This is a genomic window from Paraburkholderia diazotrophica (assembly GCF_900108945.1).
In the GTDB taxonomy this organism is placed as follows: Bacteria; Pseudomonadota; Gammaproteobacteria; order Burkholderiales; family Burkholderiaceae; genus Paraburkholderia; species Paraburkholderia diazotrophica.
The window spans coordinates 41,940-68,011 of record NZ_FNYE01000003.1 but is presented as its reverse complement, the minus strand read 5'-3'; the positions used below and the strand labels follow the sequence as shown (position 1 = coordinate 68,011).

The window sequence follows — 26,072 nt, the reverse complement described above, 5'->3', positions numbered from 1 at the left end:
GTGTGCGCGCGTTCAGCTTGCGGGCGGACGCGCGGCCTCTGTCTGAATGACGACGTGAATGTCATCGCCCACGGCGGGATACCACGTCGTCAGACCAAACTTCGAACGGCTGAACCGGCCGTCCGCGGAAAAGCCGAGCGTATCGGCCTTCGTCAGCGGATCGCGGCCGTAGCCGTTGAACGTCACATCGAGCGTGACCGGCTGCGTCACGCCACGTATCGTCAGATCGCCCGTCAGCTTGCCGCGCGCGTCGCCCGTGCGTTCGAAATGCGTGCTGACAAAACGGATTTGCGGATTGCGCTCGGCATCGAGCATGTCCGGACCCTTCACCATCTTGTCCAGTAGCGCGACGTTCGTATCGATGCTCGCCGCGTCGATCGTCACCGTCACCTGGCTCTTGTCGAGCCCGCCTTGATTCCAGTCGAGCTGACCTGCCACGCGATCGAACCGCATCGTGAAGCGCGTGTACTTGAGGTGATCGACATCGAACGTGACGCTTGTGTGATGCTGATCGAGTTTGTACTGGCCGACGGGCACTCGTGCTTCCGTCGCCGTGACGGTATGCGTGACGACCTGCAACGGTGTGCACGCGCCCAGTGTCGCCGCGAACACAGCGGCACACACAGGGACAAGCAAGGCAACAAGCGCAGGCCGGCGAAAAGCAGTGTTCATGACACTCATCCTTCTGAACGATTACCCGACACGATAATGCAAGCCGCGCGAACGCGCCGATAGGGAACTGGACATTCCACAGCGCACAAAAACTTGACGAAGGAGAATGATCGTTCTACCCTTCACACATGACTACCTCCGATGACACTACCTCCAGCGCGCGCGAACGGCTGCTCGATGCAACGGAAGCCCTGATCTACGCGGGCGGCATTCACGCAACGGGCGTCGATGCGATCGTCCGGCAGTCGGGCACCGCGCGCAAAAGCTTCTACACGCACTTCGAATCGAAAGATGCGCTGGTGGCGGCCGCGCTCGAAAGGCGCGACGAACGCTGGATGACGTGGTTCAGCGAAAGCGCGCTGCGCCGTGGCAAGCTTCCGCGTGCGCGTCTGCTCGCGATGTTCGATGTGTTGCGCGAATGGTTTGCGTCGGAGTCGTTTCATGGCTGCGCATTTCTCAATGCGTCGGGCGAGATCGCTTCGGCTGATGATCCGATTCGCGTCGTTGCGCGCGAGCACAAGGAGCGTCTGCTCGAATTCGTGCGCACGCAATGCGACGAATACGTCGCGTCGACAGGCGGCGACAGCCGGCGCGCGGCGCGTCTGTCGCGTCAATGGCTGATTCTGATCGATGGCGCGATTGGCGTCGCGCTCGTGAGTGGCGACGCCGATGCAGCACTCGATGCGCGCGCGGCCGCCATGCATCTGCTCGATGCCGCAAGCGAAAGCACCCGTTCGCCGAACGGGCGAAGGTCCACCTGACGCAGTTCAACGAGGAAACATCATGGCCGAAATCGAAAGACGTCCGCCCGTCCCGCCGTTCACGCGCGAGACGGCCATCCAGAAAGTACGCGCAGCAGAAGACGCATGGAATACGCGCGAGCCGGAACGCGTGTCGCTCGCTTACACGCCGCAAAGCAAATGGCGCAACCGCTCGGAGTTCCCGAGGGGGCGTGCCGAGATCGTCGCGTTCCTGCAGCGCAAGTGGGCGAAGGAACTCGACTACCGGCTGATCAAGGAACTGTGGGCGTTCACCGATAACCGCATCGCCGTGCGCTTCGCCTATGAGTGGCACGACGATTCGGGCAACTGGTTCCGTTCGTATGGCAACGAGAACTGGGAGTTCGACGAGAACGGACTGATGGCGTATCGGCACGCGAGCATCAACGACAAGCCGATCCGCGAAGAAGAACGCCTGTACCGCTGGCCGCTCGGCCGTCGACCGGACGATCATCCGGGGCTGTCGGATCTCGGCCTTTAAGTCTCACGCATGTTTGTCCGGGTGATTGCGCGTTCAACGCATTCACCTGGCTGTCATCGTTCTTTCGCTATCGTTGCCGTCTGTTGTCGTTTGCGAGCGCGTTGTCGTTCCGAGCGCACACTCCACATCAACTTCATGGTTGTGGGGTACAGTGCGCGACGGGAAAGCAATTAGACACTCATTGCGGACATCGATGACGCCGGCGCGCAACCGGTTGCGGAGAGCACATGCCGTTTGGAAAGATCAAGAACAAGATACGTCGTGCATGCGTGGCGGGGGTGATGGCAGGCATCGGTTTGATGGGGGCATCGGGCGCGCGTGCAGCCGACTGGTGCAGCGGAGGCGTATGGGTCGATGCGATGCTCGCCTCGTATCACATCAACCCGGACCCGGGCACGCACTTCGAGCAGTTCAATCCAGGACTCGGCGTCGAATGCTGGCTCAACGGGCAATGGGCGCTGACGGGGGGCGGGTTTCGCAATTCGTTAAGCCGTCCGTCATGGTACGGCGGCGCCGTCTGGGCACCCGAGTTCGCGCACTGGGGCGTTATCCGCCTGTCTGCGATCGGCGGGGTCATCTCCGGCTACAACTATGGCAGTTGGGGCCTCGGCCACGATCACACGATCGGTCCCGTCGTCGCGCCCATCGTGATGATCGAATACAAGCGCGTCGGCGCGAACTTCATCGTCGTTCCGCCGATTCCTTCCGACAACCTCCCGTTCACGATCGGCTTCCAGGTAAAGGTGAAGTTCTGAGCGGGCTTCACTGAACGCGCGATTTGTCCGTTCACGCGGCTAAGGTGAGGCTTTACGGGACTGGCGCCGATGGTGATCGACAGATGCAACGCGCGATTCACCTCAAGCGCAAAAACCCCGCTAAAACAAGGCGTAAATCGTTCGGCTCGTATATGCGAGCGCATATGAAAAAGTCGCGGATTGCTTCAAAGGTGAGCTTTTGCGGGGATTGATTCGCAAGGCGCCGTACTCCCGAAAGCTCTCACCTTTGCGACACAATCGTGCGCGAACCACACACGCGACGATCACCGCAAGCGTGCCGTCGCCCGTCATAATCGCAGGCAACGCGACCGATCGCATGCAGCGAAGAGCGTCTATGAACGATTCGAAACTGGACTGGAGCGACGTGAGAATCTTCCTCGCGGTCGCTCGCTGCGGCACGCTGGGCGCGGCTGCGCGCCAGATCGGACAGACGCAGCCGACGATGGGCCGACGCTTGCGCGCGCTCGAAGAAGCCGTCGGCCACACGCTCTTTCAACGCACGGCCGATGGCTTCGTGCTGACCGACGAAGGTCGTGCGGTGCTCGTCTACGCCGAGCGCATGGAAGAAGAAGCGCACGCGTTCATGCGATCGCTCGCGGGCAGCGAGCAGCAACTGTCGGGCGGACTGCGCGTCTCGTCATCGGACTGGTACGGCATTCATGTGCTGACGCCTGTATTCGCGGCGTTTCTTGCGCGTCATCCGCAGACGTCGATCGAACTGATCACCGATTCGCGCCGCTACAATCTCGCGCGCCGCGAAGCCGATCTGGTGTTTCGCATCACGCCGTTCGACGAACCCGACATCATCCAGCGCAAGCTGATGCATATGGATTACGCGCTCTACGGACGCATGGATCTCGTCGCGCCCGTGCGCGGCGACGGCAAGGGCCAGTCGCTGATCACGATGGATACCGCGTTCGGCGAGTTGCCCGACGTCGCGTGGATCAGGCAGATGCTGCCGGACGCGCACGTCGCCTACGCGAGCAACAACCGCGGCGTGCAGGCGCGTATGTGTGCCGAAGGCGGCGGCTTCGCGGTGCTGCCGTGCCCGCTCGGCGACAACACACCGGGCTTGCGCCGCATCGATCTCGGCGAAGCGCCGCCGGGCCGCGATGTATGGCTCGGCTATCATCGCGACCTGAAGCGTCTTGCACGTCTGCGCGCGCTGCTCGATCTCGTGATCGAACGGCTCGCGAACGTGTGAGCGGCGAGCCGCTCATCAGTCCAACCATCAATCGATTTCGACGACGATCTTGCCGCGCACGGTGCGCTGCGTGATCGCATCGTATGCGTGTTCGGCCGAGGCCAGATCGAAGCGGCGCGGATCAAGGCGTGGCGTGAGCTTGCCTTGCTCGGCGAGACGCGACGCTTGCGCGAGCATCTCGCCATGATGCGCGCGATGCTTGCCCGTCAGTAGCGGATAAAGCGTGAACACGCCTGAGTACGTCGCCTCGCGAAACGACAGCGGCGCGAGCGCATGCGTGCCCCAGCCGAGCGCGCTCACCACATGGCCGAAATGCCTGACGGCTGCAAACGAAGCATCGAGCGCCGCACCGCCGACGGTATCGACGACAAGATCGAACCCTTCACCGTTCGTCAGTTCGTCGACGTACTGTTCGACGCTGCGCGACGCGTAATCGATCGGCGTTGCACCGAATCGCGCGACGACATCGTGATCGCGCGCGCTTGCCGTCGCAAAGACGCGAGCGCCGAGCGCATTTGCAAGCTGCACCGACACATGCCCGACGCCGCCTGCTCCGCCTTGCACGAGCACGGTTTGACCGGCCCGCAGATGCGCGCGGTCGACGATGCCTGAATACGACGTGATAAACGCGAGCGGCAGCGCAGCGGCTTCGCGCATCGACAGATTGGACGGCTTGTGCGCGAGCAGTTGCGCATCGACGGCCGCGAATTGCGCGAGCGAACCCTGGATGCCGCCGACGCCGCCCGTCATCCCGTACACCTCGTCGCCCTTCTTGAACGCAGTCACGTCCGCGCCGACCGCGACGACCACGCCCGCGAGATCGATGCCGAGCACGAGCGGCAACGGATGGCGCGCATGGGCCGCATTGCCTGCACGGATTTTCGTATCGAGCGGATTCAGACCGCTTGCGTGAATCCGCACCAGCACCTGGCCGCGCGCGGGCTCGGGGATGGGCAGCATCACCGGTTCGAGCGGACCGTTGTACTGGTTGAGCACGAGGGCGTGCATGGACATGATGGGCTCCTGCCGTTAAGTGAATGTTGTTGACGCGAGACATCATCGGCCAACGCGGAACCCTGGTAAATCAACGATTTAGCACGACGGCCAAACGGAAATGCATGGCGTCGAAAGACCGCGCGCGTCGCATCGGCACTCGCCGGTTCCTTACCTGGGTCTACGAATGGAACGCAGGTTCGATGACGCAAATGCGATCAAAGGTGAGAAGATTCGGGAGTGAGCCGAAAGCGCTTCGCGTGCGCACCAATGCCAGTCGCAAACCCTTGTTCCATAAGGCTTTGCGGACAGCATCAACAGTGCGTTGAAGTACGGCGGGCGGCGATAGGTGAGGGTTTGCGGGACCAACGAAAAGTGACGCCAGCGAACACACGCCAGCTCACCTTCGCCTGATCGCGCATTACATCAGACAAGACCGCTGATGTTTCTGCCGTCGCGATGCGACAGCACATCGGCGAGCCGTTCCATCGACACAGGCTTCGTCAGGTGATAGTCGAAGCCTGCCGCGAGCGCGCGCGACTTGTCCGACTCCGACGAGTAGCCCGTCAACGCGATCAGGAACATATGCGCGAGGTTCCGGTTCGAGCGGATCGTGCGCGCCACTTCGAAGCCGTCCATCTCCGGCATGCCGATATCGATGATGCCGACTTCCGGCATTTCCTTCGCGGCGACTCGCACCGCTTCGCGTCCGCCGCGCGCGACGATCACGTTGTGGCCTTCGAGTTCGAGCAGCAGGTGCAGCGCGTCGAGTGCATCGGCGTTGTCGTCGACGAGCAGAATGCGGCTCGGCGCGGTGCTCGTCATGATCGGCAGGTCCGGTGCGAATCCTGGCTCGCGATCGAGAATCGGCAGACGCAGCGACACGATCGTGCCGCGCCCGACGCCCAGGCTGTCGAGTGCAATCGTGCCGTCGTGCAGTTCGACGAGCCGTTTCACGACCGCGAGCCCGATGCCGAGGCCGCCTTCGGAGCGGCGCATGCTCGACGGCGATTGCGCGAACAGTTCGAACACATGCGCGAGCGCTTCGGGGCTCATGCCGACACCGTTGTCCTCGATGACGATCGATACGATACCGCTGCGTTCGGGGTCGATGGCCGGGCTATCCGTATCGACCTGCACGCGCAGCCGCAGCGTGCCGCCCGCAGGCGTGTACTTCGCGGCATTGGACAGCAGATTGCCGACCACCTGGCTGAGCCGAACGTGATCGGCGCGCACATAAACGGGCTCGTCGAGTCCTTCGATCACGAGTCGATGCTTGCGCGCATCGATGTGATGCTTGAGCGCCGTCACGGCGTCATACACGATCTCGTTCAGCGACGTGCGGCTGTACTTGATCGCGAGCTTGCCGTGGCGCAGCCGCGCGGCATCGAGCAGATCGTCGACGAGCGTGCGCAGCTGACGCATCTGCCGCTGCGCAATCGCGAGCACTTCGTTGGCGGGCTTTTCGCCCGCGCACAGCACCTTGAGCGCGGCGATCGAGCTGTCGATGGGCGCCATCGGATTGCGCAATTCGTGGCCGAGCATCGCGATGAATTCGTCCCGACGGCTCGCCGCATCTTCGAGCGCGCGTCGCGCCTGTTGCGCGGCGGCCGCTTCCGCTTCGGCGGCCTGTTGCGCATCGAGCAGTGTCAGCGCCGCGCCCGCGAGCACCGCGAGATTGCCGAGCAGACGCACGTCCTCGCGGTCGAACCGATGGTCGTCGTGCGACGCAACCCAGATCGCGCCTAGCTGTTTCGAGTCGGCGCCGCGCGCGGGAATCGGCGTGATGATGCCTTCCGTCATCATCGCGCCGGCTTCGCACAGGCTCGTGAAGTACCGCTGCGGATCGACGAAGAGTTGCGGCGCGCCGAGCTGCAGCGTCACGCCGCAAGGGCATTCGGCCCACGCCGTCGTCTGGCCTTCGAGGCCCGCGCACGCCCCCGCGACCGCGCGCCAGCGAAATACGGCTTCGCCTTCGCTCGTGGATTCGAGCAGGCTGATGCCGGCGCTGCCCGCGCGGCACGATGCGAGCGCGGCATCGGCGATGGCTTGCAGCAGCGTGTCGCGGCGTCCCGTTTGCGCGCCCGCTACCGTGATCAGCGTCCGCACTTCGGCGGCATGGTCGGGCGCGCGCGCGGGGCGTTCGCTCAGGTCGCCGGTACGCAGTACGCCCGCGCGGCGGGCGTTTTCGATGCCGTCGCTCATGGTGCTGGAAGGGTAATGATTAGCGACGGTCAGATCCATTCAGCGGGGTCCGTAGCCGGCGTCAATACGCTCGTGTGTCGTGAGAAGTGGCCGGCGAGCCGGCAAAACGCCGGCCCGGCCGTTACCGAAGTATAGGCGTTGCACCCACACGGGTGCCCGCATTTCGTAGGGTTGGCAACGTTTGACGCCGACTGGCTCCATGCAGCAGGATGAGGCTTCATCTGATGGAGGACACGATGAGTCACGAGTCCCAGCAGCAAATCCATGAAGGCGGCTGCGCATGCGGCGCAGTGCGGTTTCGCGCAGTAGGCGCGCCGATACGCGTCGGGATGTGTCACTGCATGACATGTCGGCGCGTGCACGGATCGGCGTTCGGTTCGTATGCGATTTTCCGCCGCGACGCCGTCGCATTCACGGGCAGCACGCGCGAATGGCAAAGCTCCGAACAGGGGCGGCGTCACTTCTGCCCGGCGTGCGGATCGGTCGCGTTCATGATGTACGCGGATCGCGACGAAATCGACGTGCCGCTCGGCGCGTTCGACGAGACGGGCCTTTTTGAGCCGGCTTACGAACTGTGGTGCATCCGCAAGGAACCGTGGCTGCCGCGCGGTGTGCGCCCGGAGTACGACGAGGAGCGCACGCGATAGCGCTCGCGTTTCGCGTTTCGCGTCTTGCGTAAGAGGTAAGAAAGCTGGAAGGCGCTGGAAAAAGCGCTCGAAAGAAAAAGGCGCCGCGGCTGGGCTCGCTCGCCGAAGCCGTCGGCGCACCGCGCGGGCGGATCGCTCCGCCCGCGTCTCAAGCAACGATGCGAGCCTACTTCTCGCTCTTCTTCGGAATCTTCGCGCCGGACTTGCGTGCCTGATTCAGCGCAATCGCGACGGACTGTTTCTGCGATTTGCCCGCCTTCTTTTCCGTCTTGATGTTGTGCGAGACGGTTTCCTTCGATGTGCCTCTCTTCAGTGGCATGGCGTTCTCCTTTTCAGTCGATGTGGCCAATGCGCAGCCGTTTCGCTGCGACTTCACCTGTATTCGAGCATGCATTGTTCCCGGCAGGCGCATGCGTCGCTCGCGCGCTGACGATCGCGGATTACGCATGAACGTGCATGCGAATCTGCGCATCCGTTGCCGTCGTAAAGCGCAGCCGCAAAGCAGTCGCAAGCCCCGTCGTGAAGCGCCGCCGACAAAGCGGAACGTGGATTGCTGAGCGTTTCCGGACAGGCTAAACGAAGGAGTACGTCGTGAATACCGTTTCCATTGCAGGCGGCGCGACGGCGGCAATCTTTGCCGGTGCGTCGGTCGCCGCGCCGGTGGTCGCGCCCTCAGTCGCGCCGGTGCTCGCCCCAGTCGTCGCGCCCGCAGTCAACTACGCGCAGACAGACGCGCATCCCGCGACGCAGAGCGACAAGCCGATGTCGACGCCAGGCGCCACTTCCGGCGAACTGAAGACGCCGCAGCCACAGCAGTCGTCGACGCCCGGCATGACGGGCGCGGCCGCATCCGACACGGGCGTTCCGAATCCGGGCCGCGCCCGCGGCGATCAGCGCTTGCCGGGCATCGGCAAGCCGGGCGGCGGCGCCAATGTGCATTGACGACGACAGCGCATCGACGCCGCGAGCATCAGTACAGCATGAACGACCCGCAATGTGCGCGCCCCGCACCTGTCACGCGAGCTCACGCGAGACATTGCGTCATTTCAACCGATATGCCGGCAACAACCCGAGACCGGCATTCAGCCCTGGAGTTGCAAGATGACAAGGCCACGGATGATTTTCCCGAAAGCACGCGACACTGTGGCCTCGAAACCCGAGTCGCCGGACGATTACCAGATCTACGCCACCTACCGCCGCACGACGGAAGGTTCGTACATGGGGCAGTTGAAGGTCGTGCGCAAAACCGACGGGCGGCTGCTGTTCCCTTTTGCGGGCGCGCCCGATATCGGGCCGTTCATCGACGGCGATCAGGCGCGCGAGGCCGCGCAGCGCCACGGCGAAACGGTCGTGAGGTCGGACCTCGACAACCCCGAGCCTTGATGCCGTTCATGCTGGCGGGCGGGCGCTTTGACATCTCGCCGGTCAGAAAAACGGCCGCTTTTGCACGTGTCGTTTTACCGGCAGCCGTTCGCGTTCGGTGCCTATAATCGCGCGACGATTTCAATGCGCCGTGCTGCGCGGCGCGCGGACAATGGAGAGACGCGATGAAGCGGAGTAGCGCAATGGTGATCGGCGTGGGCGCCGAACTCGGTCTGGGCGCGGCGCTGTGCAGAAAGATCGCGGCGAACGGATACCACGTGATCGTCGCGGGCCGCACGCAGGCGAAGCTCGATGCCGTGACGAAACACATCGCGGACCGCGGCGAATCGGCGGAATCGTTCGTGATGGACGGCGCATCGGAAGCCGACGTCATGCGTCTGTTCGACAAGGCGATGTCGCCGCCCGACGATATCGACGTGCCTTCGCTCGTCGTCTACAACGTCGGCAACAACCGTTATGTGCCGTTTCGCGATCTGACGCAAGAGCAGATGGAGGACTTTCTTCGCTCGGGGCCCGTCGGCGGCTTTCTGGTTGGACGCGAGGCGGCGCGGCGGCTCGCGCCGCTTGGACGCGGCACGGTGATCTTCACGGGCGCATCGGCGAGTCTGCGCGGCAAGCCCGGCTTCGCGCACTTCGCGGCGGCGAAAGCGGGGCTGCGGATGGTTGCGCAAAGCATGGCGCGCGAGTTCGGGCCGCTCGGGCTGCATGTCGCGCACGTGGTGATCGACGGCGGCATCGACGGCGAGCGTCTGCGCAACGCACGCCCACAAGTAGCGGACGAGCGCGGCGAGAACGGGCTGCTGAATGTCGATGCAATCGCCGAGGCGTACTGGCAGATTCATCTTCAGCACCCGTCTGTGTGGACGCACGAGATCGATCTGCGTCCCTTCAAGGAGCCGTTCTAAGCGTTCGAGCGCAGGCGGCTGGTTCGACGCTAACCTGCACCCATGCGGCTCTGATCGACGAACGTTTCCGTCGCGTCGTCGATCTTGCGGCCCTTGCGTCCCGTTGGGCCGTGCACGTAAAGCACCTTGACGTTGCTTTGTTCAGGCGTCTGCGCGGGCGGCGGCGTCATTTCGTAGCGCACTTCGCGCGCGTGGTCGCGCAGTTGCAGATTCGGATTGAACACCGAATTGAAGCGCCATAGCATGCGCACGAAATTCGTTTGACCGCGCATCAGCAGCGAAGCCGCTTCGCCTGCGGCACGATAGAGCGCGCCCCAGCCGAGATGCTTGCGGTTGAGCACCTGCTGCGTGCGCACCAGTTCGCCGTAAAACTCGGGTAGCGGCAGCTTCGTCGGCAGCACGGCGTGCTGGATATCGTAGAGCCGGTAATCGAGGCTCGTCAGACGGCGCTGCTCGCGCAGCCAGATTTCCGTGCCCGGATACGGCGTGTTCACACTGATGTTCACGATCTCCGGAATCTCCAGACACCATTGACGGATCGTCTCGAACCGCGCGTGATCCCAGTCGGGATCGGCGATCAGATTGACCGCGACCGTGATGCCGAGCGAGCGCGCAAACTCGAGTGCTTCAAAATTCCTGTCGACGTCGATGCGCTTGCGAAACGCCTTGAGCCCTTCGGCATCGACTGCTTCGAGGCCGATGAACATGTATTGCAGACCGAGCCTGCGCCAACGCTCGAAGACTGCCTTGTTGCGCAAGAGCACGTCGCCGCGCGTCTCCAGATAGTATTTCTTGCGGATGCCGCGCCGTTCCACTTCGCGTGCGATCGCCATGCCGTGATCCGCATGCACGAAGGCGACATCGTCGACGATGAACACGCCCGGCTCGCGGATCGACGCCAGTTCGTCGGCGACGACTTCGGGGCTACGGGAACGATAGCTGCGGCCATAGAACGTCCACGCGCTGCAGAAGGTGCAATCCCACGGACAGCCGCGCGCAAACTCGATCGATGCGCACGGGTCGAGCACGCCGATGAAGTACTTGCGCCGATGCCGCAGCAGATCGCGCGCCGGACGAATGTGATCGAGGCTTTCCGCAAAGCCGGGCGGCGGCCCTTCGCCTTCGCGCGTGACGACGCCTGGAATGCGCAAGAGATCGTCGTTGCGCGCAACGGCATCGAGCAACGCGACGATCTTCGCTTCGCCTTCGCCCTTCAGCACACAATCGATCGCGCCGTCGGCGTGCCTGAGCATGTCCTTCGCCGTGAACGACGCGCTATGCCCGCCGACGAACACGAAGCACTGCGGCTGCTGCGCCTTGACGGCCTTCGACAGATCGATGATTTCGGGAATGTTGGCGAGATAGTTGCCGGAGAAGCAGATCACGTCGGGACGCCACGTGCGCATCAGCCTGTACAGATCGCGATGCGTTTCGACCTGCAGGTCGATCAGGCGGATATCGTGTCCGGCTTCGCGTATCACGGCCGCGACGGTTTCGAGTCCGAGCGGTTCGAGCCGCAGATACACGCGCGTGTACATCAGGCCGCTTGGGTGAACAGCGAGCACCTTCATGAGATCTCCTTGGCGAAGGGGCACGCCGCGAGTCATCGCGTGACGTGCCGTGCTTTCGTGCTGGTATCCCTGGTATGGGTCGACTGCCGAGCCTGTGCGTCCTGCCGGATCTCACCGCGAAGGCTCCATCCGATTCTACTGTTCATCGCTTCAGGCTGCTCGCAAGCGGGCGCATCGGCGTGAAGGTGAGGGTTTTCGGGAGCGCGTGACATGTGCTGCATCGGTGTTGCATCGCTGGCGCGTCGGCGATACCGCGGGCGCATCGCCGCTTCGTGTGCTCATTGCGCCGGATGCCGCCAGTCGTCCCATGCGTCGCGCACGCGTTGCGCGATGCGCTTCCACGGTGGATCGGCGAACAGGATGAGCGCGCCGAGCGCGAGGCATCCGCAGACGAGGAACGTTCCGCGATACCCAAGACCCGCGACGAGCACGCCCGACAACACGCCCGACAGAATCGAGCCGACCCGCGACGCGTTGAAGAACAGCGCCGTGGCCGCACCCGGCGAGCGCGGCATCAGGTCCTGCATGTACGTCATGCCGAGACACGACGTGACGGCGACGACGAACGCATTGAACGCCTGCATCGGAATCAGCACGTTGACCGTGCCCGCTGCCGCGACGGCAATGAAATACACGACATGCACGGCCGCGCAAGCCGCGAGCCAGTTCAGCTTGACGAGCGTGGAGCCGCGCGCGCCGAGCGCGAGCATCATCGGAATTTCAAGGAACGCGCCGAGGCCGAGCATGATCGACACGTCGAGCCGCGTGCCCTTCAGGCCGTGCACGACATAGAGCGGCAGCACGATCATCGTCGCGTTGGCGGCAAGACCGATCAGGGTCAGCGCGACGATGGAGCGCCAGATTTGCCGCTGCGTGCCAGGTGCATGGGGTGGCATATGAGGCGACGAGGGCGGCGGCGCTTCGGCGGGTTCGGGCGTCATCACTTCGAGCGATGTGGCAGGGTCGCCCGCGTAGTGTGTCGGCGCGCTGTGCGGATCGCCGGCGGGCGATTCGCGCATGCGCCATACGATCGCGCCACATGCGGCGAACGACGCGGCGGCGAACAGAAAGAGCCCGTAGAAGCCCGCGCCGGCGAGCACGAGCGCGCCCACCGACGGGCCGAATACCCACGCCATCGACAGCACCGTGCGCAGCGTCGCCAGCGCAAACGCGCGCTCCGCTTCGTCGCGCACGGGCAGCGCGGCGCGTGCGAACGAGAACACCAGCGACATCGCCGAGCCGCCCGCACCGAGAAACGCGACGCCGATTGCCAGCAGCGCTCCATAGTTGCGCACGAAACAAAGCAGCAGAAAGCCGAGCGATGCCGCGATCAGCGCCGCGAGCAGCAACCCGCGATGATGTCCATGTTTGTCGGACCACTTGCCGGCCCACGCGCTTGCGATGACACCGCTCGCCGCAATCAGCGTCATGAACAGACCGAGCTTCAACGGCGTCATGCCCGCCTGCTCGACGCCGAACAGCGACAGATACGGCGCGGTGAACGACATCGCGATGCCCAGCATCAGCGTTGCGCCGGCAAGCGGCATGAAGGAATGGATGCGCGTGAGACGGCCGAAGCGGGAGTTCATCGAGGGCGCGTGTTCGAACTGTGGGATGCGCGCGCGAGCGGGGACGCGGCAAGGAAGAGGCATTGTCGAACGCGAGCGCTTCACGTGCAACGCCCGTTTTGTCATGTTGTGTCATGTTGTGCAAAGAATGCGCGTGGCATTCGAGAGGGGCGAGAGTCCGTGCGGGCGTCAAGGGCAAGCGTTGCGCAATGACACGATGGGCTTAGACTGACGGCCTCGTTTTTACCGACATGTTTGACCGATGCCCAATCTCAAAGACGCAATCGAATCGTACCTATACGCGAAGGACGGCAATCGTCCGCATCTGCTGACGGATGCGTTCGCACACGATGCATCGCTTGCGATGACCGTGAAGACAGCGGCCATCGCGTTTCCGCAGCAGTCACAGGGACGCGATGCGATTGCATCGGTGCTGGTCAGCGATTTCGCGCAGAAGTACGAGAACGTTTATACGTTCTGTGTCGGCGCGATGCCCGTCGAGGAGCAGTGCGAGTTTTCATGCGATTGGCTGGTCTGCATGACGGAAAAGGGAACGGGCGCGGCGCGCATCGGTTACGGCCGCTACGACTGGACGGGCGATTCGCAAGCGCGATGCATGACACATCTGCATATCACGATCGAAGAAATGGCGACGTTGCCGGAAGCATCCGCCGACAGCCTGTTGCGTTGGGCGAGCCGCTTGCCATATCCGTGGTGCGCGCGCGAGTCACTCAAGGTAGACGCGCCCGACATCGACATCGTCAAGCACGTTCTCGCGCAACTGGCCCGCTAGCGAACCAGTTGCTCGCCTTCTAGCACCGCGTGCGCGCCATACGTCCACGCATGATTGCGCGTGCCGTGACCGAACGGAAATCCCGCATAGATGGGCACGTCATACGGCTTGAGCAGATCGACGAGCATATCGTGCAACGTGAAGTCCGCATTGTCCGGCAGCGGACAGCGGATGAAATCGCCGAGCACGAACGCACGCGCGCCGTCGAACACGCCCGCTTCGCGCAACTGCATCATGCTCCGGTCGATGCGATAGGCGAGCTCGGTCACATCTTCGAGCAGCACGATCGCGCCGTCGCAGCGCGCCTGCCATTGCGTCCCCGCAAGACTCGCGAGCACGGTGATGTTGCCGCCCGCAAGACGACCTTCGACGCGCGATGTGCCCGAACCGTGCAGACGTTGCAGCGGAACGGGAGCGGCGCGTTCCTCGCGCAGCTCGGCGAGCATGCTGTCGCGCGACGCGTCGTCGTGTTTCGTTGCGAGCCCGTTCAACGTCGGACCGTGGATGACGCGCACATTGGGCATGCCGTGCAGCGCGCCGAACAGCGCCGTCGCGTCCGAAAAGCCCACGACCGTCTTCGCGCAGGGCACGTCCGGCGGCAACGCGTGCAGGCAATAGACGCTGCCATAACCGCCGCGCGCGATCCACACGATATCGACGGAGGGATCGGTCAGCGCGCGGTGCAGATCGGCGGCACGATCTTCGTGCTTGCCCGCGTGATAGCGATAGCGATCGCGCACATGCGCGCCCACCTGCACACGCAGGCCCCAGCTTTCGAGTAGCGCGATGCTGTGCTCGACGTGCTCCATATCGGGCACGCCCGCAGGCGCGACGACGGCGACGCTCTTGCCCGCGAGCTTCATGTGCCCGCCTTCTTCGCGAGCAGCGCGGCCGTGTCGGGCGCGCCCATGCGGCTTGCGGCGTCGGCGGGCGAGACGCCGTTCGCGTCGCGCGCGTTCGGATCGGCGCCGTGCGCGAGCAGCAGTTCGACCATCTCGGTGCGATTGAACATCGCGGCGATCATCAGCGCCGTGCGTCCATCCGGCGACGCGCCTTCGACGTCCGCGCCATGCGCGAGCAAGGTCTCGACGACATCCTTGAAACCCTTGAACGCCGCGCCCGCGATGGGCGTCTGTCCGTTGTCGTTGCGCAGGTTCGGGTCCGCGCCGCGTTCGAGCAGTACGCGCACGGCATCGGCGTGACCGTGATAGGCGGCGAGCATCACGAGGCTGTCGCCTTTCTCGTTGCGCAGATTCGGCGGCGCGCCTTTCTCGATGACGGCGGCCAGCATATTCGCTTCGCCGCGGCGCGCGCAATCGAATATTTCGCGCGCTACGTCGAGCAGATCGGGATCGATGTTTTCGGGGCTGCGCTTGTCGTCCGTCATGAAGCCTCTCCTCTGTCGACGGGAGTTGGCGAGTCGACGGGCGTTAGCGCTTTAGCGCTTACTCCTGTCCCATGCTTACTCCCGCCCATGCGGTTTCTCTGCGGGTCCCCGGGAGCGGACTTCTTTAGCGCGTGCTCCCGTCCCATGCAAGATGATTGCAGCGATGGTGCGGCCGCTCGCGCGGCGCGTCGGTAACAGCAGAGGATACAGGCAATGTGTGCTTGCCGCTGTCGATGCGCTCCGAGCCCAACGGTGAGAAGGTTCGGGAGCGGAAAGCCGTCGTTGTCAGGCCTGCTTGCGCAGCGTCGGCTCGGCGTCGCCGCTCGCGATGATGCGGTCGAGGCGGGCGCTCGCATCCGTGAGCGCGCTGAGCGGCGCGCGCTGCAATTGCGCGTCGTAAGTGCTGACGATGTGCGCGAGCAGCTCGACGTGCGCTTCGTCGAGACGCCATTCGTCCGTCGCGCGGCCGTGGTCGAACGTGGCCGCCATCGCCTGATCGGCGGTTCGCAGCTGGTCGTACGTCATCGCGCCGTAGCCGAGATCACACAGAAAGCCGGTGAGCAGCATCGTCTGCGTGAGCGTCTGCGCGGCGCTCTTGCTGCCCGCGCCGCGCCGCAGCGCATCGAGCGCGATATGGACGGGCAGGATCAGCTCGGCGGCCATGCTGCGCGGAATCGGCAACAGCAATGCCTTCGCCTGCCGCGCGCGCGCCGCCTGGTTGCCGCCGGGAAACGGAATGGTCTTGGCCATGTCGCCTGCGAGTAGTGGGAGTGCTCTCGCGATAACGGCGCGCGGCGGAAAAGATTAAGGGCTGTCTTCGCAAATTCGCAAACGTTTGTCGAAGACCGACTTTCCGCTTCGGCTGCGTCGCGCTAAAGGTGCTTGTAATAAAAGGTCGTTCCGCAGAGAGATCCATCGGGCATCAACGCGTATTTCGGCACGTCGCCGACCCGCTGCCAGCCCGCGCGCGCATAGAGACGCTCGGCATCGCCGCCCGTTACCGTGTCGAGCACGAGCACGGTCTTGCGTTCGTCGCGGGCCACGGCGTCGGCAGCCGCCATCAGCTGCTGCGCGACGCCGCGCCGGCGCGCGCGGCGATGCACGAGCATCTTCGCGACGTCGGCGCGATGCGGCTGGTTGTCCGGCTGCGCGAGCACCAGTTGCACCGTGCCGACGATGCGCCCGTCGCCGTCCTCGGCGATGAGCAGCGCGCGCTCGCCGCGCTCGACACCGCCCGCGATCATTCGCCAGAACGCGACGGCCTTGTCGCGTGCCAGCGGCTGCATGAAGCTGACGGATGCGCCGCCGTCGACGCAATCGATCAGCACATCGGCCAGATCGTCGACGCATCGCGCCGCTTCATGCGCGGCCACGCGCCGCACGCGGATTGCCTGCGTCATGCACTTCTCCTCACAGATGGACGAGGCGCCATCGACAGCGCCACCAGATAGCGCGCCGGCTTGCGCGTCGGATTGCGGAACACGGTCGGGCAGTCGAGACGCATCGCCACGCAATCGCCCGCTTCGAGCCGCCAGTGCTCGTCGCCCGCCGTGATCTCCATCGCGCCTTCGATCAGCCAGATCTGCTGATGAATTTCAGTGTCGCGCGCGCCCGTCTCGTAGGCGACGCGCTGGCCGGCAGGGAAGTGAACCTCCACTAACTGGATCGGCGAAGGCAGCGCCGGCGACAGGCTGCGGCGGGTGTAGCCGGATGCGGGATCGGTCCATACGGCCTGTGTGGCCGCGCGCGCGAGCGGCGACGGCGGCTCGGCGGGCGTCGCGCGGGCCTCGAATAGCGACGCCAGCGTGACGCCGAGCGCGGTCGCGAGCTTGTCGAGCACGGCGGCCGTCGGGCTGCTCTGCGCGCGCTCGATCAGCGATATGTTCGAGCGGCTCACGCCGCTCGCTTCCGCGAGCGCTTCGAGCGACAGGCCGTGGGCGTCACGCAGTTCGCGCACGCGGCGCGCAATCAGGGTGTTGATGTCCATGTCGTCCAGCATACTGGAACAAAAATCCATCATGCTGGAGAGCACGCGGTTTCGTCACGACCGTATGCGAAAGTGCAAACGGCTTCGTGCACAATGCCCGGACGCCTCCACTCCTCAATCCCTCAAACTCCAGCGAATACCAAACGATCAGCCAGCAATGAGCCGTCGCCGCGCCGTCACAAGCCCGTTCTCGGGAAAATCAATCGGTCGGACCATCGGGATCGCCGCGCTCGCGCTGGCGGGCCTCGTCGTCGCGCTGCTGTGCGCGGCGCTGCTCGGCGGCTGGCTGCTGCTGCGCGGCAGTCTCGCGCAACTGGATGGAACGCAGCGCGCGCCGTCGCTGTCGTCGGCGGTGACGATCGAGCGCGACGCGCTCGGCGTGCCGACGATACACGGCGCGTCGCGTGCCGATGTCGCGTATGCAACCGGCTTCCTGCACGCGCAGGACCGCTTCTTTCAGATGGATCTGCTCAGGCGCGTTGCGGCGGGCGAAGTGTCCGCGCTGATCGGCCCGAACGCGCTCGATCTCGACAGGCGCAACCGCCTGCATCGTTTTCGCGCCCGCGCGCACGCGCTCGTCGAGGTGATGCCCGCCGATCAGCGGCACATCGTCGAGCGCTATACGGCGGGCGTCAATGCCGGGGTCGCCGCGCTGTCGTCGCGGCCGTTCGAGTACTGGATGCTGCGCGCGCAGCCCGAAGCGTGGCGGCCCGAAGATTCGCTGCTGGTCGTCTACGCGATGTACTTCGATCTGCAATCGTTCGAGACGCGGCGCATTCTCGCCCGCGCTGTGTTGCGCGAGCGCGTGCCCGCCGATCTGTACGCGTTCCTGCTGCCCTCCGCGAGCCATTGGGACGCGCCGCTCGATAGCGCATCGACGCCGCCCGTCGAGCCCACCCGTATTCCCGCGACGCGCCCGGACTGGCTATCGGCGACGAAGCCCGTGAGCGCCGCGAGAGACACGGGCTATGCGAGCGACGACACATGCGCGAACGGGTCGGCTGTGGGCAGCAACGGCTGGGTCGTCGACGGCGCGCACAGCGCGCATGGCGGCGCGATCCTCGCGAGCGACATGCATCTGGGGCTGTCGCTGCCGAACATCTGGTATCGCGTGTCGCTGACGTGGCCCGCGCAGGACGGCCAGCCGATGCATGCGCTGACGGGCGTGAGCCTGCCGGGCACGCCGCTCGTGATCGCGGGTAGCAACGGCAAGATCGCGTGGGGCTTCACGAACAGCTACGGGCACTATGTCGATCTGATCGAGCTGCATCGCAATCCCGCCGACCCGTTGCAGTACCGCACGCCCGATGGCGCATGGGCGCGCGCGGACGTCCATCACGAGATGATCCGCGTGAAGGGCGGCGCGAGCGTCGATTTGCCCGTGATCGAGACGCGTTGGGGGCCGCAGTTCGACGTCGGTGAGCGTGCGTATGCGCTGCGCTGGGTCGCGCATGACCGGGAGGCCGTGAACCTCAATCTGCAACGGCTCGAAGACGCGAAGACGATCGACGAAGCACTGCACGTCGCGCAGACGAGCGGCATCCCGACACAGAACATCATGATCGCCGACTCGCGCGGCAACATCGGCTGGACGCTGGCCGGTCCGCTGCCGCAGCGCGACGCGAGCGACGCGCAAAGCGGCCCCGACAGCGACACGCCATACGATTCGGCGACGTACAAAGGCTGGCAGCACTATCTGCCGCCCGCGTCGTATCCGAAGCGGATCGATCCGCCGCTCGGCCGCTTGTGGACGGCGAACAATCGCGTGCTGATGTCGGACGAAGCGGCGCTGATCGGCGATGCGGGCGCGGACCTCGGCGCACGCGCATCGCAGATACGCGACGATCTGCTCGCGGCGCCGAGTCCCGACGAGCGCGCGATGCTGTCGATCCAGACCGACGATCGCGCGCAATGGATCGACGTGTGGCGGCGCGTCGCGCTCGAAGCGCTCGACGCGAGCGCGCTTGCGGGCCATCCGCAGCGCCTCGCATTTCGGCAGCAGCTGCTCGCGTGGAATGGCCGCGCGGATGCCGATGCCGTCGGCTACCGGCTCACGCGCGGCTTCTTCTTCTCGCTGTACGACGCATGGTTCGGCAGGCTCGACGCCGATCTCGCGGGCGCGATGCCGGGCGGCGGCGGCAATGCGCCGCTCGGATTGCGCGTCGCGAGTTCGCGCTACGAAGCCGTGATGGAGACGCTCGCCGAGCATCATGCATGGGTGCCCGACGGCTTTATCGACTGGCGCACGTTCATGCTCGACCGCATCGATCATGCGATCGCGCAGTTGCCCGCGGATGTCGCCGTCGACGATGCGCGCTGGGGCGAACGCAACCGCGCCGCGATCGAGCACCCGTTTGCGCGCATCGTGCCCGCGTGGCTGCCGTGGGCGCGCGGCTGGCTTGGCGCGCCGCATGATCCGCTGCCCGGCGACATCAACATGCCGCGCGTGCAGACGCCGAACTTCGGCGCATCGGAGCGGATGATCGTGTCGCCGGGGCGCGAGCAGACGGGCATCTTCGAGATGCCGGGCGGACAGTCGGGCAATCCGCTGTCGCCGTATTTCCTCGCGGGTCACGAAGCGTGGGTGCGCGGCGAGAAGACGTCGTTTCTGCCGGGACCGCCCGTGCATCGGCTGACGCTCGGGCGTGCCGGGCAATGATCGCTATATTGATGGTTTTCGTGGAGTGACCGTATGGAGAAGGAACGCAGCAGCGATCTCGTCGCGGTGCGCGATCTGTTGCGGCAGTTCGTCAGCGAGCGCGACTGGACGCGCTTTCATTCGCCGAAGAATCTGGCGACGGCGTTGAGCGTCGAAGCGAGCGAATTGCTGGAGCCGTTTCAATGGCTCGAGTCGGGCGAAAAGAGCGAACTCGCCGACGACAAGCTCACGGCGATCCGTCACGAAATGGCCGATGTGCTCGCGTACCTCGTGATGCTCGCCGATCGTCTCGACGTCGATCTGTACGCGGCCGTGCTGGAGAAGATCGAGCTGAATCGCGCGAAGTATCCGGCGCACAAGGTGCGCGGCGATTCGCGCAAGTACTCCGAGTACGACGAGTAATGCCGTTCCGCCCGGTGTCTTCCGCATGGAAAACGGGCGCAAAGCCGCTTGAGGTGAGGAAATACGGGAGCATTTGACCGTTGCCGCAACGGTGAGCCTGCCCGATGCCGATCCGCTCACGAATGCGCTTGTGGTGAGGCTATACGGGAGCCGCGCGACGGTGAGTTGCCCCGCAATCCGCACGGCACTGTAGCCAAAGGTGAGAGTTTTCGGGACGTGGGCACGCAGTGCGGAACGGCTAGCCGGTGACGATCAGCAGCGCGCCCGTGACGGTCAGCGCGCCGCACCAGAGCCAGTCGAAATTGATCCAGCCACGCCGCAGCATGCCGAGTCCCAGATACTGATAGGCCGCTAGCGCAATCGCGCCCGCCGTCGCGAGCGTCACGACGGTGTGCACGGCCGTGACCTGCCCGACCGATTCGAGCGAGCTGCCGACGGGCATCCCCGCGCCGCATAACGGCAACAGCGCGGGCAGCAGCATCAGTCCCGCGCCGTGCATCGTCGCCATGGCCGCCGACCACAGCGCCAGTCCGACGAAGCCCGCCGTCATGCCGATGCGCACGCGTTGCCGGTGTCCGTAGAAATGGTGATACGCGGCCCACGCGATCAGCAGCGCGCCCATGAACATGCGCAAGTGTTCGGTGTGCGTGAAGAGCCCGAGCGCGACGGCCGACGTGGTCAAGAACATAACCGACACGGCATGCCCGAGCGCGAGCGGCGGCAACGCCAACAGCAGCGCCTTGCGGCTGCCGTGCTGAAGCCCGAGCGCGGCGGCGAAGAGCCACCCCATCGCGGGATTCACGCCATGGAAAATCCCGCTGCCGATCACGGTTGCCCATACGCCGTTCATCGCGCTCGCCCTTCGCTGCCGTTTGCGCTCACGGATAGCAATACGAATCCGACGACGCGTCCCCGCCTTCGAGCCGTATCTGATGCGGACGATGCGACTTCGGCCAGTCGACGAAAAAGTCGTCCGCGACCGTGAGCCCGCCGCTCTTGTCCGCATTCAGCCTCACCATCCATCCGTCGATGCCTTCCGTGTAGAACTGCTCGTCGATCACGCCGTACAGCGAGTTCGTGAAGTACACGCGGCTGCCGTCGCGGCTCACTTCGACCATTTGCGGGCCGCCGTTCAGCGGACGTCCGTCCGCGCCCGGATGCGTCGCGCGCGCGGCAATGCCGCCGATGCGCACGGTACCCGTCAGTTCGGGCCGCATCGGATCGGAGACGTCGTATTGCTTCAGATCGCCCGTGCCCCAGCACGACACGTACAGGAAGCGGTCGTCGAGCGACAGCGCGATATCGGTGACGAGCGGCGGCACCGCGCCGAAGCCTTTGAGCAGCGGCGGAAGCTGCGAAGCGTCGGCGGGTTCGGCGGGAATCTCGATGACCTTGCGCGCGGCCCATTGATCGCCGTCGCGATACCACGTCCAGATCGACGCCGACAGGTCCTTCAAGCTGATCACCGAGTTGACGAAGCCATAGGCTTTGGTCGGATCGTGCGCGGGACGCAGTTCGAACACCAACTGGTTTTCCGCGCCGAAGTCGACGACCTGTTTGTGCTTGCGCGTGTTCATGTCCCAGAAGTGCAGGCGATGTCCGTACTGGCCGCCGAGCAGCACTTCCGGCACGAGGCCGTTTTCGAAGGTCGCGGGCAGGCCCCATTCGCTCGTCACGACGGTGTCGTAGCCGAGATGCCACCAGCCGTCGTACGAGAGCTGCTGCGGGCCGCGATCGATTTCCCATTGGCCGCGAATGTCGAACGTTTCGTGGTCCATCAGAAAGATGCCGCCGGGCGCTTCGCCCTGCGCGTTCGCAAGCGCCACTACGTAGATGCCGGCCGGCCCGCAGTGCACGGTATGAGGCCGCGTATAGCCCGCTTTTTCCGCGACTTCGGCGGGTTCGAGCACGCGTACGATCTGCGGATTTCGCTTGTCGGGCTTCGTGTCGAGTATGTGGATGCGCGACGAGCGCAGCCCAGGCACGACGAGATAGCGGCGCTCCGTATGCGGATGCGGCGCGTTCGGGCACAGGCACGAACTGCACGCGTTCCAGCCGAAGTGATGCAGCTCGTCGCCCGTGTTCGGCATCGGCACGCTGCTGACGATGCGGCCGTACTCCGCCGAGCCCGGATCGACATCGACGACGGCGAGCTCGTCGGGCGTCTCTCGCGATGGATCGAAGCTTGCCACATACGCGACGGTTTCCTTCGGCGCGCTGCCTGCCATGCGGGCGGAAGGATAGAAGGTCGGATCGGGTTTCCAGGTCGCCATATCTCAGTCTCCGAAGGATGTTGCGATGCGGCACGCGGTGCATGCGCGGCCGCTATCCGGTTGCGAAAGCGGCGCGCATGCATGAGGTTTTCACTGTAGGCAATTTAACGGCAGAGCGTGGGCCCATTCGCTTCCGGAACGGTTTTTGTGCGTGCGTCGGGAGCGTGGCGGTAGCGCGGCGGCCGCGATTGCAGCGGATCGGACGCGATTGCGGCGTTCACGCATGCGCGCGCCCCGCGCAGATTAAAATAATGCGATTACTCCGTCTTTTCTCGCCGCTTCCAGTCGCAATCGATCATGCGTTCATGGCGTCTCGACCGTCCCGTTTCGCAAGGGCAGCTGGATCTCAGCCGCGCGACGGGGCTCGTGTCGTCGATCGGCAGCGACGACTCGAACGCGCTCGCCGCCGAAGTGCTGAAGCTGCTCGGCGATATCGCCGCGATTTCGCAATGCACGATCTTCGCGTACGAGTTCGGCAACCGGCCGCGCACGGTGTCGGTGGCCGATCATCGCGGCGGGCGCTTTCTGCGCGATGTCGCCGACACGTACGCACGTCACTTCTACGCGCTCGACGGCAATCAGAAGATCGTCTCGTCGGCGCGCAACGACAGGCCCGGCTCGACGCTCGTGCTTCATCAGCAGACAAGCGACGACATTCTCAACGAAGCGTACCGGGCCGCGTGCTATCAGCAGCCGAACGTGTCGGACCGCGTGTCGCTGCTCGTGCAGCCGACACCCGATATCTGGCTCTCCGTGAACCTGTATCGCGACCGCCGTTTCGGCAATTACCATCCGCGCGAAATCGCGTTGATCGAAGCGATGGCGCCGCTGATCGCGCACGCGGCGAAGCATCACTACGCGATCTGCGGGCAGCGCGACATGGCGATCTCGCATCTGATGCTCGCGCGCGTGCGCGGCCTCTGTCCCGAACTGTCGAAGCGCGAGCTCGACGTGCTGACGGGCGTGCTCGAAGGGCGCACCGCGCAGGAAATCGGCGACACGATGGGCATCAAGGCGACGAGCGTCGTCACGTATCAGAAGCGCGCGTTCCGGCGGCTCGGCATTTCGAGTCAGCGGCAACTGTTTGCGCTGTGCGTCGGGCCGGGCAAGGTCTGACGTTTTCCCGTCCTGTACCGGCAAGCCACGATGGCCTACGCTTGACTGACGAACCCGCAGGACGATCAGGTTCGACCCGCTGACGTACACGGGGGAACGGGATATGAAGAGGCAACGCTGGCTGGCGCATGCAGCAGTTCTTGTGTGCGGCATGGGTGCTGCGGCGGCCCATGCCGCCGATACCGTCAACATTCCGCTGCGAGCATCCGCGCAGAATGCAGGTCAGACGGGGAGTGTCGCGCTCGCGTCGCAGGGGAGCGAGACGTCTCTGCTATTCATCATCAGTGGTGTGACGCGGACGACGACGCGTCCTCTGCGCGTCTACACATTCATCTATGAAGGATCGTGTGCAAGCCACGCGGAAAAGCCCGCCTACTCGATGAATCAAACCCTCAGACCCGTCAACGATACGCCGGCCGGGCCGTGGCGATTTTCGAGGAGCGCGCCCATTGCGTACGACAGGCTTGTCGGGGGGAACTATGCGTTTGTGGTTCGAGCGGGCCCTTGGGATGGAGGGATGGATCTTTTCTGCGGTGAGATCGGAACATCGAGTCACGCACTCGGAATGTGAATCGCGGACCAGGCGAGTGACGGGTGACTATTCGTCGATCTACGCCGATGGCGCACGTCTGTTCCTGGCCGGCTGCGCCGCAACTCTCCTGCACGCCGCTAAAAATCCGCGCAAGCCCTATTTCCGCTGACCTATCCGCGTTTTCCCCAGGCCCGCGCGGGGCATGAGTTGTACCCAATTTGAGGACAGGCGGCGCAACGCCGCGCTCCATACTGCGACGCATCGCCACGTGTCGCCAATCGTCGAATAGCGGCCCGTTGAAGCGATTGCATCGGGCCGTTGGTGTCCGAGATAGCGTGACCATCGGAGACATCAGTATGGAATCCACCTCGCGAGCCGGTGCACTGGATGCAACGCCGGCAACCCACGCGCAGCAAGCGCAGCCACAGTCCGTAATCGCCAAGGTATCGCGCCATCTGCTGTGGTTCCTGTTCGTGCTGTTCTTCTTCTCGTTCCTCGACCGCATCAACATCGGCTTCGCCGGCCTGACGATGATGAAGGACCTGGGGCTCACCAGCACGCAGTTCGGCCTCGCGACCACGCTCTTCTACGTCGCGTATATCGCGTGCGGCATTCCGAGCAATGTCGTGCTTGCGCGCGTCGGCGCGCGCCGATGGATCGGCACGATCATGATCGCGTGGGGACTCGCATCGACGGCGACGATGTTCGCGACGAGCCCCGGCACGCTGTACGTGTTGCGCGTGCTGGTCGGCGTGACGGAAGCGGGCTTTTTACCGGGCATTCTGCTGTATCTGACCTACTGGTTCCCCGCCGCGTATCGTGCGCGCGCCAACGCGCTCTTCATGATCGCCATGCCCGTGACGGCGGCCGTCGGCTCGGCGCTGTCGGGCTTCATTCTCGGACTGGACGGCACGTTCGGACTGAAGGGCTGGCAGTGGCTTTTCCTTCTCGAAGGCCTGCCGTCGGCGATTCTCGGTCTCGTGGTCTACGCGTATCTGCACGACAGCCCGCAAGACGCGCGCTGGCTCGACGCGGAAGAAAAGCGCACGCTCGCAGCGACGCTCGCCGCCGAGCACCGCAACGACCCGACCGTGCAAGCGCAATCGGGTCACGACAAAAGCATCGTCAGCGAACTGTTGTCGCCCGCCGTCGTGAAGTTTGCGATCGCCTACTTCTGCCTCGTGAATACGCTCGCGATGGTCGCCGTGTGGACGCCGCTCATCGTGAAGAGCTTCAGCGCCGATGCGAGCAATCGCACGATCGGCCTGCTCGCGGCGATTCCGCAGGTGTGCACGATCATCGCGATGATCTGGTGGGGCCGCCGTTCGGACCGCAAGCAGGAACGCAAGTGGCACCTGATGCTGCCGATGCTGTTTTCCGCGGCCGGCTGGCTGTGCACGGCCTGGTCGCCGAATCCGGCGCTGCGTATGCTCGGCGTGTGTCTCGCGTCGGCGGGTTCGTACACGGCGATGTCGATCTTCTGGACGACGCCCGATCATGCGCTGAGCTTCCGCGCGCGGGCCATCGGCATCGCCGTCATCAACGCGACGGGCAATATCAGCTCGGCGCTGAATCCGCTCGTGGTCGGCTGGCTGAAGGACGCGACGCGCAGCTTCTCGGCGGGGCTGCTCTATTCGGCGGCGCTGCTCGTGATCGGCGCGGTCGTCGTGATGCTGTTGCCGATCGACAAACGTGAAGCGCCGCGCACGCGTGCCGCCTGAAGGTATTGAATCTGGAGC

At 64.7% G+C, this 26,072-nt stretch carries 26 protein-coding genes; 13 read left to right on the top strand and 13 right to left on the bottom strand.

What is annotated here, in order from left to right; all coding sequences use genetic code 11:
• Positions 1 to 12: 12 nt before the first annotated feature.
• Positions 13 to 672: a YceI family protein gene (locus BMW76_RS04975; protein ID WP_245763119.1), complete on the bottom strand. Its 660-nt coding sequence runs from the start codon at positions 670 to 672 to the stop codon at positions 13 to 15.
• A 128-nt stretch (positions 673 to 800) separates the two neighbouring features.
• On the opposite strand from BMW76_RS04975, the gene BMW76_RS04970 reads away from it, so the two are divergent.
• From BMW76_RS04970 to BMW76_RS04955, 4 genes are all read left to right on the top strand, one after another.
• Positions 801 to 1,433 carry a TetR/AcrR family transcriptional regulator gene (locus tag BMW76_RS04970; protein WP_090863725.1) on the top strand — a complete coding sequence of 211 codons (633 nt, stop codon included), beginning with the start codon at positions 801 to 803 and terminating at the stop codon, positions 1,431 to 1,433.
• 22 nt (positions 1,434 to 1,455) lie between these two features.
• A complete protein-coding gene (locus BMW76_RS04965) occupies positions 1,456 to 1,932 on the top strand; it encodes a nuclear transport factor 2 family protein (protein ID WP_090863723.1) in 477 nt (158 codons plus the stop codon).
• A gap of 227 nt (positions 1,933 to 2,159) precedes the next feature.
• Positions 2,160 to 2,687: a hypothetical protein gene (locus BMW76_RS04960; RefSeq protein WP_090863721.1), complete on the top strand. Its 528-nt coding sequence runs from the start codon at positions 2,160 to 2,162 to the stop codon at positions 2,685 to 2,687.
• 355 nt (positions 2,688 to 3,042) lie between these two features.
• Positions 3,043 to 3,912, top strand: a complete 870-nt coding sequence (locus tag BMW76_RS04955; RefSeq protein WP_090863719.1) for a LysR family transcriptional regulator — start codon at positions 3,043 to 3,045, stop codon at positions 3,910 to 3,912.
• 27 nt (positions 3,913 to 3,939) lie between these two features.
• On the opposite strand, the gene BMW76_RS04950 is transcribed toward BMW76_RS04955, so the two are convergent.
• The gene (locus BMW76_RS04950; protein WP_090863717.1) at positions 3,940 to 4,926 is read right to left on the bottom strand and encodes a zinc-dependent alcohol dehydrogenase family protein; all 987 of its coding nucleotides are present in this window, start codon (positions 4,924 to 4,926) and stop codon (positions 3,940 to 3,942) included.
• 405 nt (positions 4,927 to 5,331) lie between these two features.
• Positions 5,332 to 7,110, bottom strand: coding sequence for a hybrid sensor histidine kinase/response regulator (locus tag BMW76_RS04945; RefSeq protein WP_090863715.1), 1,779 nt, complete (start codon positions 7,108 to 7,110; stop codon positions 5,332 to 5,334).
• Positions 7,111 to 7,346: 236 nt separating this feature from the next.
• Here BMW76_RS04945 and BMW76_RS04940 point away from each other — a divergent pair, with 236 nt between their 5' ends.
• Entirely contained in the window at positions 7,347 to 7,757 is a 411-nt protein-coding gene (locus BMW76_RS04940) for a GFA family protein (protein WP_090864306.1), read from the top strand.
• Positions 7,758 to 7,923: 166 nt separating this feature from the next.
• On the opposite strand, the gene BMW76_RS41000 is transcribed toward BMW76_RS04940, so the two are convergent.
• The gene (locus BMW76_RS41000) at positions 7,924 to 8,076 is read right to left on the bottom strand and encodes a DUF6496 domain-containing protein (RefSeq protein WP_177200307.1); all 153 of its coding nucleotides are present in this window, start codon (positions 8,074 to 8,076) and stop codon (positions 7,924 to 7,926) included.
• A 272-nt stretch (positions 8,077 to 8,348) separates the two neighbouring features.
• On the opposite strand from BMW76_RS41000, the gene BMW76_RS04935 reads away from it, so the two are divergent.
• The 3 genes from BMW76_RS04935 (at position 8,349) to BMW76_RS04925 (ending at position 10,045) form a co-directional block, all read left to right on the top strand.
• A complete protein-coding gene (locus BMW76_RS04935) occupies positions 8,349 to 8,699 on the top strand; it encodes a hypothetical protein (RefSeq protein WP_090863713.1) in 351 nt (116 codons plus the stop codon).
• A 159-nt stretch (positions 8,700 to 8,858) separates the two neighbouring features.
• A complete protein-coding gene (locus BMW76_RS04930; RefSeq protein ID WP_090863711.1) occupies positions 8,859 to 9,140 on the top strand; it encodes a DUF6723 family protein in 282 nt (93 codons plus the stop codon).
• Between the two features lie 164 nt (positions 9,141 to 9,304).
• A complete protein-coding gene (locus BMW76_RS04925; RefSeq protein WP_090863709.1) occupies positions 9,305 to 10,045 on the top strand; it encodes an SDR family NAD(P)-dependent oxidoreductase in 741 nt (246 codons plus the stop codon).
• A gap of 29 nt (positions 10,046 to 10,074) precedes the next feature.
• Here the strand turns inward: BMW76_RS04925 and hpnR are convergent, their stop codons facing one another.
• Together hpnR and BMW76_RS04915 are read right to left on the bottom strand one after the other, a co-directional pair.
• Entirely contained in the window at positions 10,075 to 11,616 is a 1,542-nt protein-coding gene (hpnR, locus tag BMW76_RS04920; protein ID WP_090863707.1) for a hopanoid C-3 methylase HpnR, read from the bottom strand.
• Positions 11,617 to 11,894: 278 nt separating this feature from the next.
• Positions 11,895 to 13,205 carry a sugar efflux transporter gene (locus BMW76_RS04915; protein WP_090863705.1) on the bottom strand — a complete coding sequence of 437 codons (1,311 nt, stop codon included), beginning with the start codon at positions 13,203 to 13,205 and terminating at the stop codon, positions 11,895 to 11,897.
• Positions 13,206 to 13,446: 241 nt separating this feature from the next.
• On the opposite strand from BMW76_RS04915, the gene BMW76_RS04910 reads away from it, so the two are divergent.
• On the top strand, positions 13,447 to 13,977 hold the full coding sequence (locus BMW76_RS04910) for a hypothetical protein (RefSeq protein WP_090863703.1): 531 nt from the start codon (positions 13,447 to 13,449) through the stop codon (positions 13,975 to 13,977).
• Here BMW76_RS04910 and BMW76_RS04905 read toward each other — a convergent pair.
• From BMW76_RS04905 to BMW76_RS04885, 5 genes are all read right to left on the bottom strand, one after another.
• Positions 13,974 to 14,840 carry an LD-carboxypeptidase gene (locus BMW76_RS04905; protein WP_090863701.1) on the bottom strand — a complete coding sequence of 289 codons (867 nt, stop codon included), beginning with the start codon at positions 14,838 to 14,840 and terminating at the stop codon, positions 13,974 to 13,976. The genes BMW76_RS04910 and BMW76_RS04905 overlap by 4 nt on opposite strands.
• Positions 14,837 to 15,364, bottom strand: a complete 528-nt coding sequence (locus tag BMW76_RS04900) for an ankyrin repeat domain-containing protein (protein WP_090863699.1) — start codon at positions 15,362 to 15,364, stop codon at positions 14,837 to 14,839. The genes BMW76_RS04905 and BMW76_RS04900 overlap by 4 nt, the downstream gene beginning before the upstream one ends.
• Before the next feature lie 285 nt (positions 15,365 to 15,649).
• Positions 15,650 to 16,114: a hypothetical protein gene (locus tag BMW76_RS04895; protein ID WP_090863697.1), complete on the bottom strand. Its 465-nt coding sequence runs from the start codon at positions 16,112 to 16,114 to the stop codon at positions 15,650 to 15,652.
• 122 nt (positions 16,115 to 16,236) lie between these two features.
• Positions 16,237 to 16,764, bottom strand: a complete 528-nt coding sequence (locus BMW76_RS04890) for a GNAT family N-acetyltransferase (RefSeq protein WP_090863695.1) — start codon at positions 16,762 to 16,764, stop codon at positions 16,237 to 16,239.
• Entirely contained in the window at positions 16,761 to 17,351 is a 591-nt protein-coding gene (locus BMW76_RS04885) for a helix-turn-helix domain-containing protein (protein WP_090864304.1), read from the bottom strand. The genes BMW76_RS04890 and BMW76_RS04885 overlap by 4 nt, the downstream gene beginning before the upstream one ends.
• A 157-nt stretch (positions 17,352 to 17,508) precedes the next feature.
• Between BMW76_RS04885 and BMW76_RS04880 the strand changes: the two genes are divergently transcribed.
• Both BMW76_RS04880 and BMW76_RS04875 read left to right on the top strand, forming a co-directional pair.
• Positions 17,509 to 20,010 (top strand): penicillin acylase family protein, encoded by a 2,502-nt coding sequence (locus BMW76_RS04880; RefSeq protein WP_090863693.1) that lies wholly within the window; start codon positions 17,509 to 17,511, stop codon positions 20,008 to 20,010.
• A gap of 33 nt (positions 20,011 to 20,043) precedes the next feature.
• The gene (locus BMW76_RS04875; protein ID WP_090863691.1) at positions 20,044 to 20,412 is read left to right on the top strand and encodes a nucleotide pyrophosphohydrolase; all 369 of its coding nucleotides are present in this window, start codon (positions 20,044 to 20,046) and stop codon (positions 20,410 to 20,412) included.
• Positions 20,413 to 20,650: 238 nt separating this feature from the next.
• On the opposite strand, the gene BMW76_RS04870 is transcribed toward BMW76_RS04875, so the two are convergent.
• Entirely contained in the window at positions 20,651 to 21,262 is a 612-nt protein-coding gene (locus tag BMW76_RS04870; RefSeq protein WP_090863689.1) for a hypothetical protein, read from the bottom strand.
• Positions 21,263 to 21,290: 28 nt separating this feature from the next.
• On the bottom strand, positions 21,291 to 22,685 hold the full coding sequence (locus BMW76_RS04865; protein WP_090863687.1) for a selenium-binding family protein: 1,395 nt from the start codon (positions 22,683 to 22,685) through the stop codon (positions 21,291 to 21,293).
• A 297-nt stretch (positions 22,686 to 22,982) separates the two neighbouring features.
• Here BMW76_RS04865 and BMW76_RS04860 point away from each other — a divergent pair, with 297 nt between their 5' ends.
• Entirely contained in the window at positions 22,983 to 23,801 is an 819-nt protein-coding gene (locus BMW76_RS04860; RefSeq protein WP_090863685.1) for a helix-turn-helix transcriptional regulator, read from the top strand.
• A gap of 888 nt (positions 23,802 to 24,689) precedes the next feature.
• Positions 24,690 to 26,054 carry a 4-hydroxyphenylacetate permease gene (gene hpaX / locus BMW76_RS04850; RefSeq protein WP_090863682.1) on the top strand — a complete coding sequence of 455 codons (1,365 nt, stop codon included), beginning with the start codon at positions 24,690 to 24,692 and terminating at the stop codon, positions 26,052 to 26,054.
• Positions 26,055 to 26,072 lie beyond the last annotated feature (18 nt).

Excerpts from the sequence above, each read along its gene's own strand:
- BMW76_RS04955 (WP_090863719.1), top strand. The coding sequence starts at position 3,043 with ATGAACGATTCGAAACTGGACTGGAGCGACGTGAGAATCTTCCTCGCG.
- BMW76_RS04930 (WP_090863711.1), top strand. The coding sequence starts at position 8,859 with ATGACAAGGCCACGGATGATTTTCCCGAAAGCACGCGACACTGTGGCC.
- BMW76_RS04950 (WP_090863717.1), bottom strand. The coding sequence starts at position 4,926 with ATGTCCATGCACGCCCTCGTGCTCAACCAGTACAACGGTCCGCTCGAA.
- BMW76_RS04975 (WP_245763119.1), bottom strand. The coding sequence starts at position 672 with ATGAACACTGCTTTTCGCCGGCCTGCGCTTGTTGCCTTGCTTGTCCCT.
- BMW76_RS04965 (WP_090863723.1), top strand. The coding sequence starts at position 1,456 with ATGGCCGAAATCGAAAGACGTCCGCCCGTCCCGCCGTTCACGCGCGAG.
- BMW76_RS04970 (WP_090863725.1), top strand. The coding sequence starts at position 801 with ATGACTACCTCCGATGACACTACCTCCAGCGCGCGCGAACGGCTGCTC.
- BMW76_RS04960 (WP_090863721.1), top strand. The coding sequence starts at position 2,160 with ATGCCGTTTGGAAAGATCAAGAACAAGATACGTCGTGCATGCGTGGCG.
- BMW76_RS04895 (WP_090863697.1), bottom strand. The coding sequence starts at position 16,114 with ATGGCCAAGACCATTCCGTTTCCCGGCGGCAACCAGGCGGCGCGCGCG.
- BMW76_RS04865 (WP_090863687.1), bottom strand. The coding sequence starts at position 22,685 with ATGGCGACCTGGAAACCCGATCCGACCTTCTATCCTTCCGCCCGCATG.
- BMW76_RS04870 (WP_090863689.1), bottom strand. The coding sequence starts at position 21,262 with ATGAACGGCGTATGGGCAACCGTGATCGGCAGCGGGATTTTCCATGGC.
- BMW76_RS41000 (WP_177200307.1), bottom strand. The coding sequence starts at position 8,076 with ATGCCACTGAAGAGAGGCACATCGAAGGAAACCGTCTCGCACAACATC.
- BMW76_RS04910 (WP_090863703.1), top strand. The coding sequence starts at position 13,447 with ATGCCCAATCTCAAAGACGCAATCGAATCGTACCTATACGCGAAGGAC.
- BMW76_RS04890 (WP_090863695.1), bottom strand. The coding sequence starts at position 16,764 with ATGACGCAGGCAATCCGCGTGCGGCGCGTGGCCGCGCATGAAGCGGCG.
- BMW76_RS04875 (WP_090863691.1), top strand. The coding sequence starts at position 20,044 with ATGGAGAAGGAACGCAGCAGCGATCTCGTCGCGGTGCGCGATCTGTTG.
- BMW76_RS04880 (WP_090863693.1), top strand. The coding sequence starts at position 17,509 with ATGAGCCGTCGCCGCGCCGTCACAAGCCCGTTCTCGGGAAAATCAATC.
- hpaX (WP_090863682.1), top strand. The coding sequence starts at position 24,690 with ATGGAATCCACCTCGCGAGCCGGTGCACTGGATGCAACGCCGGCAACC.
- BMW76_RS04885 (WP_090864304.1), bottom strand. The coding sequence starts at position 17,351 with ATGGACATCAACACCCTGATTGCGCGCCGCGTGCGCGAACTGCGTGAC.
- BMW76_RS04940 (WP_090864306.1), top strand. The coding sequence starts at position 7,347 with ATGAGTCACGAGTCCCAGCAGCAAATCCATGAAGGCGGCTGCGCATGC.
- BMW76_RS04860 (WP_090863685.1), top strand. The coding sequence starts at position 22,983 with ATGCGTTCATGGCGTCTCGACCGTCCCGTTTCGCAAGGGCAGCTGGAT.
- BMW76_RS04925 (WP_090863709.1), top strand. The coding sequence starts at position 9,305 with ATGAAGCGGAGTAGCGCAATGGTGATCGGCGTGGGCGCCGAACTCGGT.
- BMW76_RS04915 (WP_090863705.1), bottom strand. The coding sequence starts at position 13,205 with ATGAACTCCCGCTTCGGCCGTCTCACGCGCATCCATTCCTTCATGCCG.
- BMW76_RS04900 (WP_090863699.1), bottom strand. The coding sequence starts at position 15,364 with ATGACGGACGACAAGCGCAGCCCCGAAAACATCGATCCCGATCTGCTC.
- BMW76_RS04905 (WP_090863701.1), bottom strand. The coding sequence starts at position 14,840 with ATGAAGCTCGCGGGCAAGAGCGTCGCCGTCGTCGCGCCTGCGGGCGTG.
- BMW76_RS04945 (WP_090863715.1), bottom strand. The coding sequence starts at position 7,110 with ATGAGCGACGGCATCGAAAACGCCCGCCGCGCGGGCGTACTGCGTACC.
- hpnR (WP_090863707.1), bottom strand. The coding sequence starts at position 11,616 with ATGAAGGTGCTCGCTGTTCACCCAAGCGGCCTGATGTACACGCGCGTG.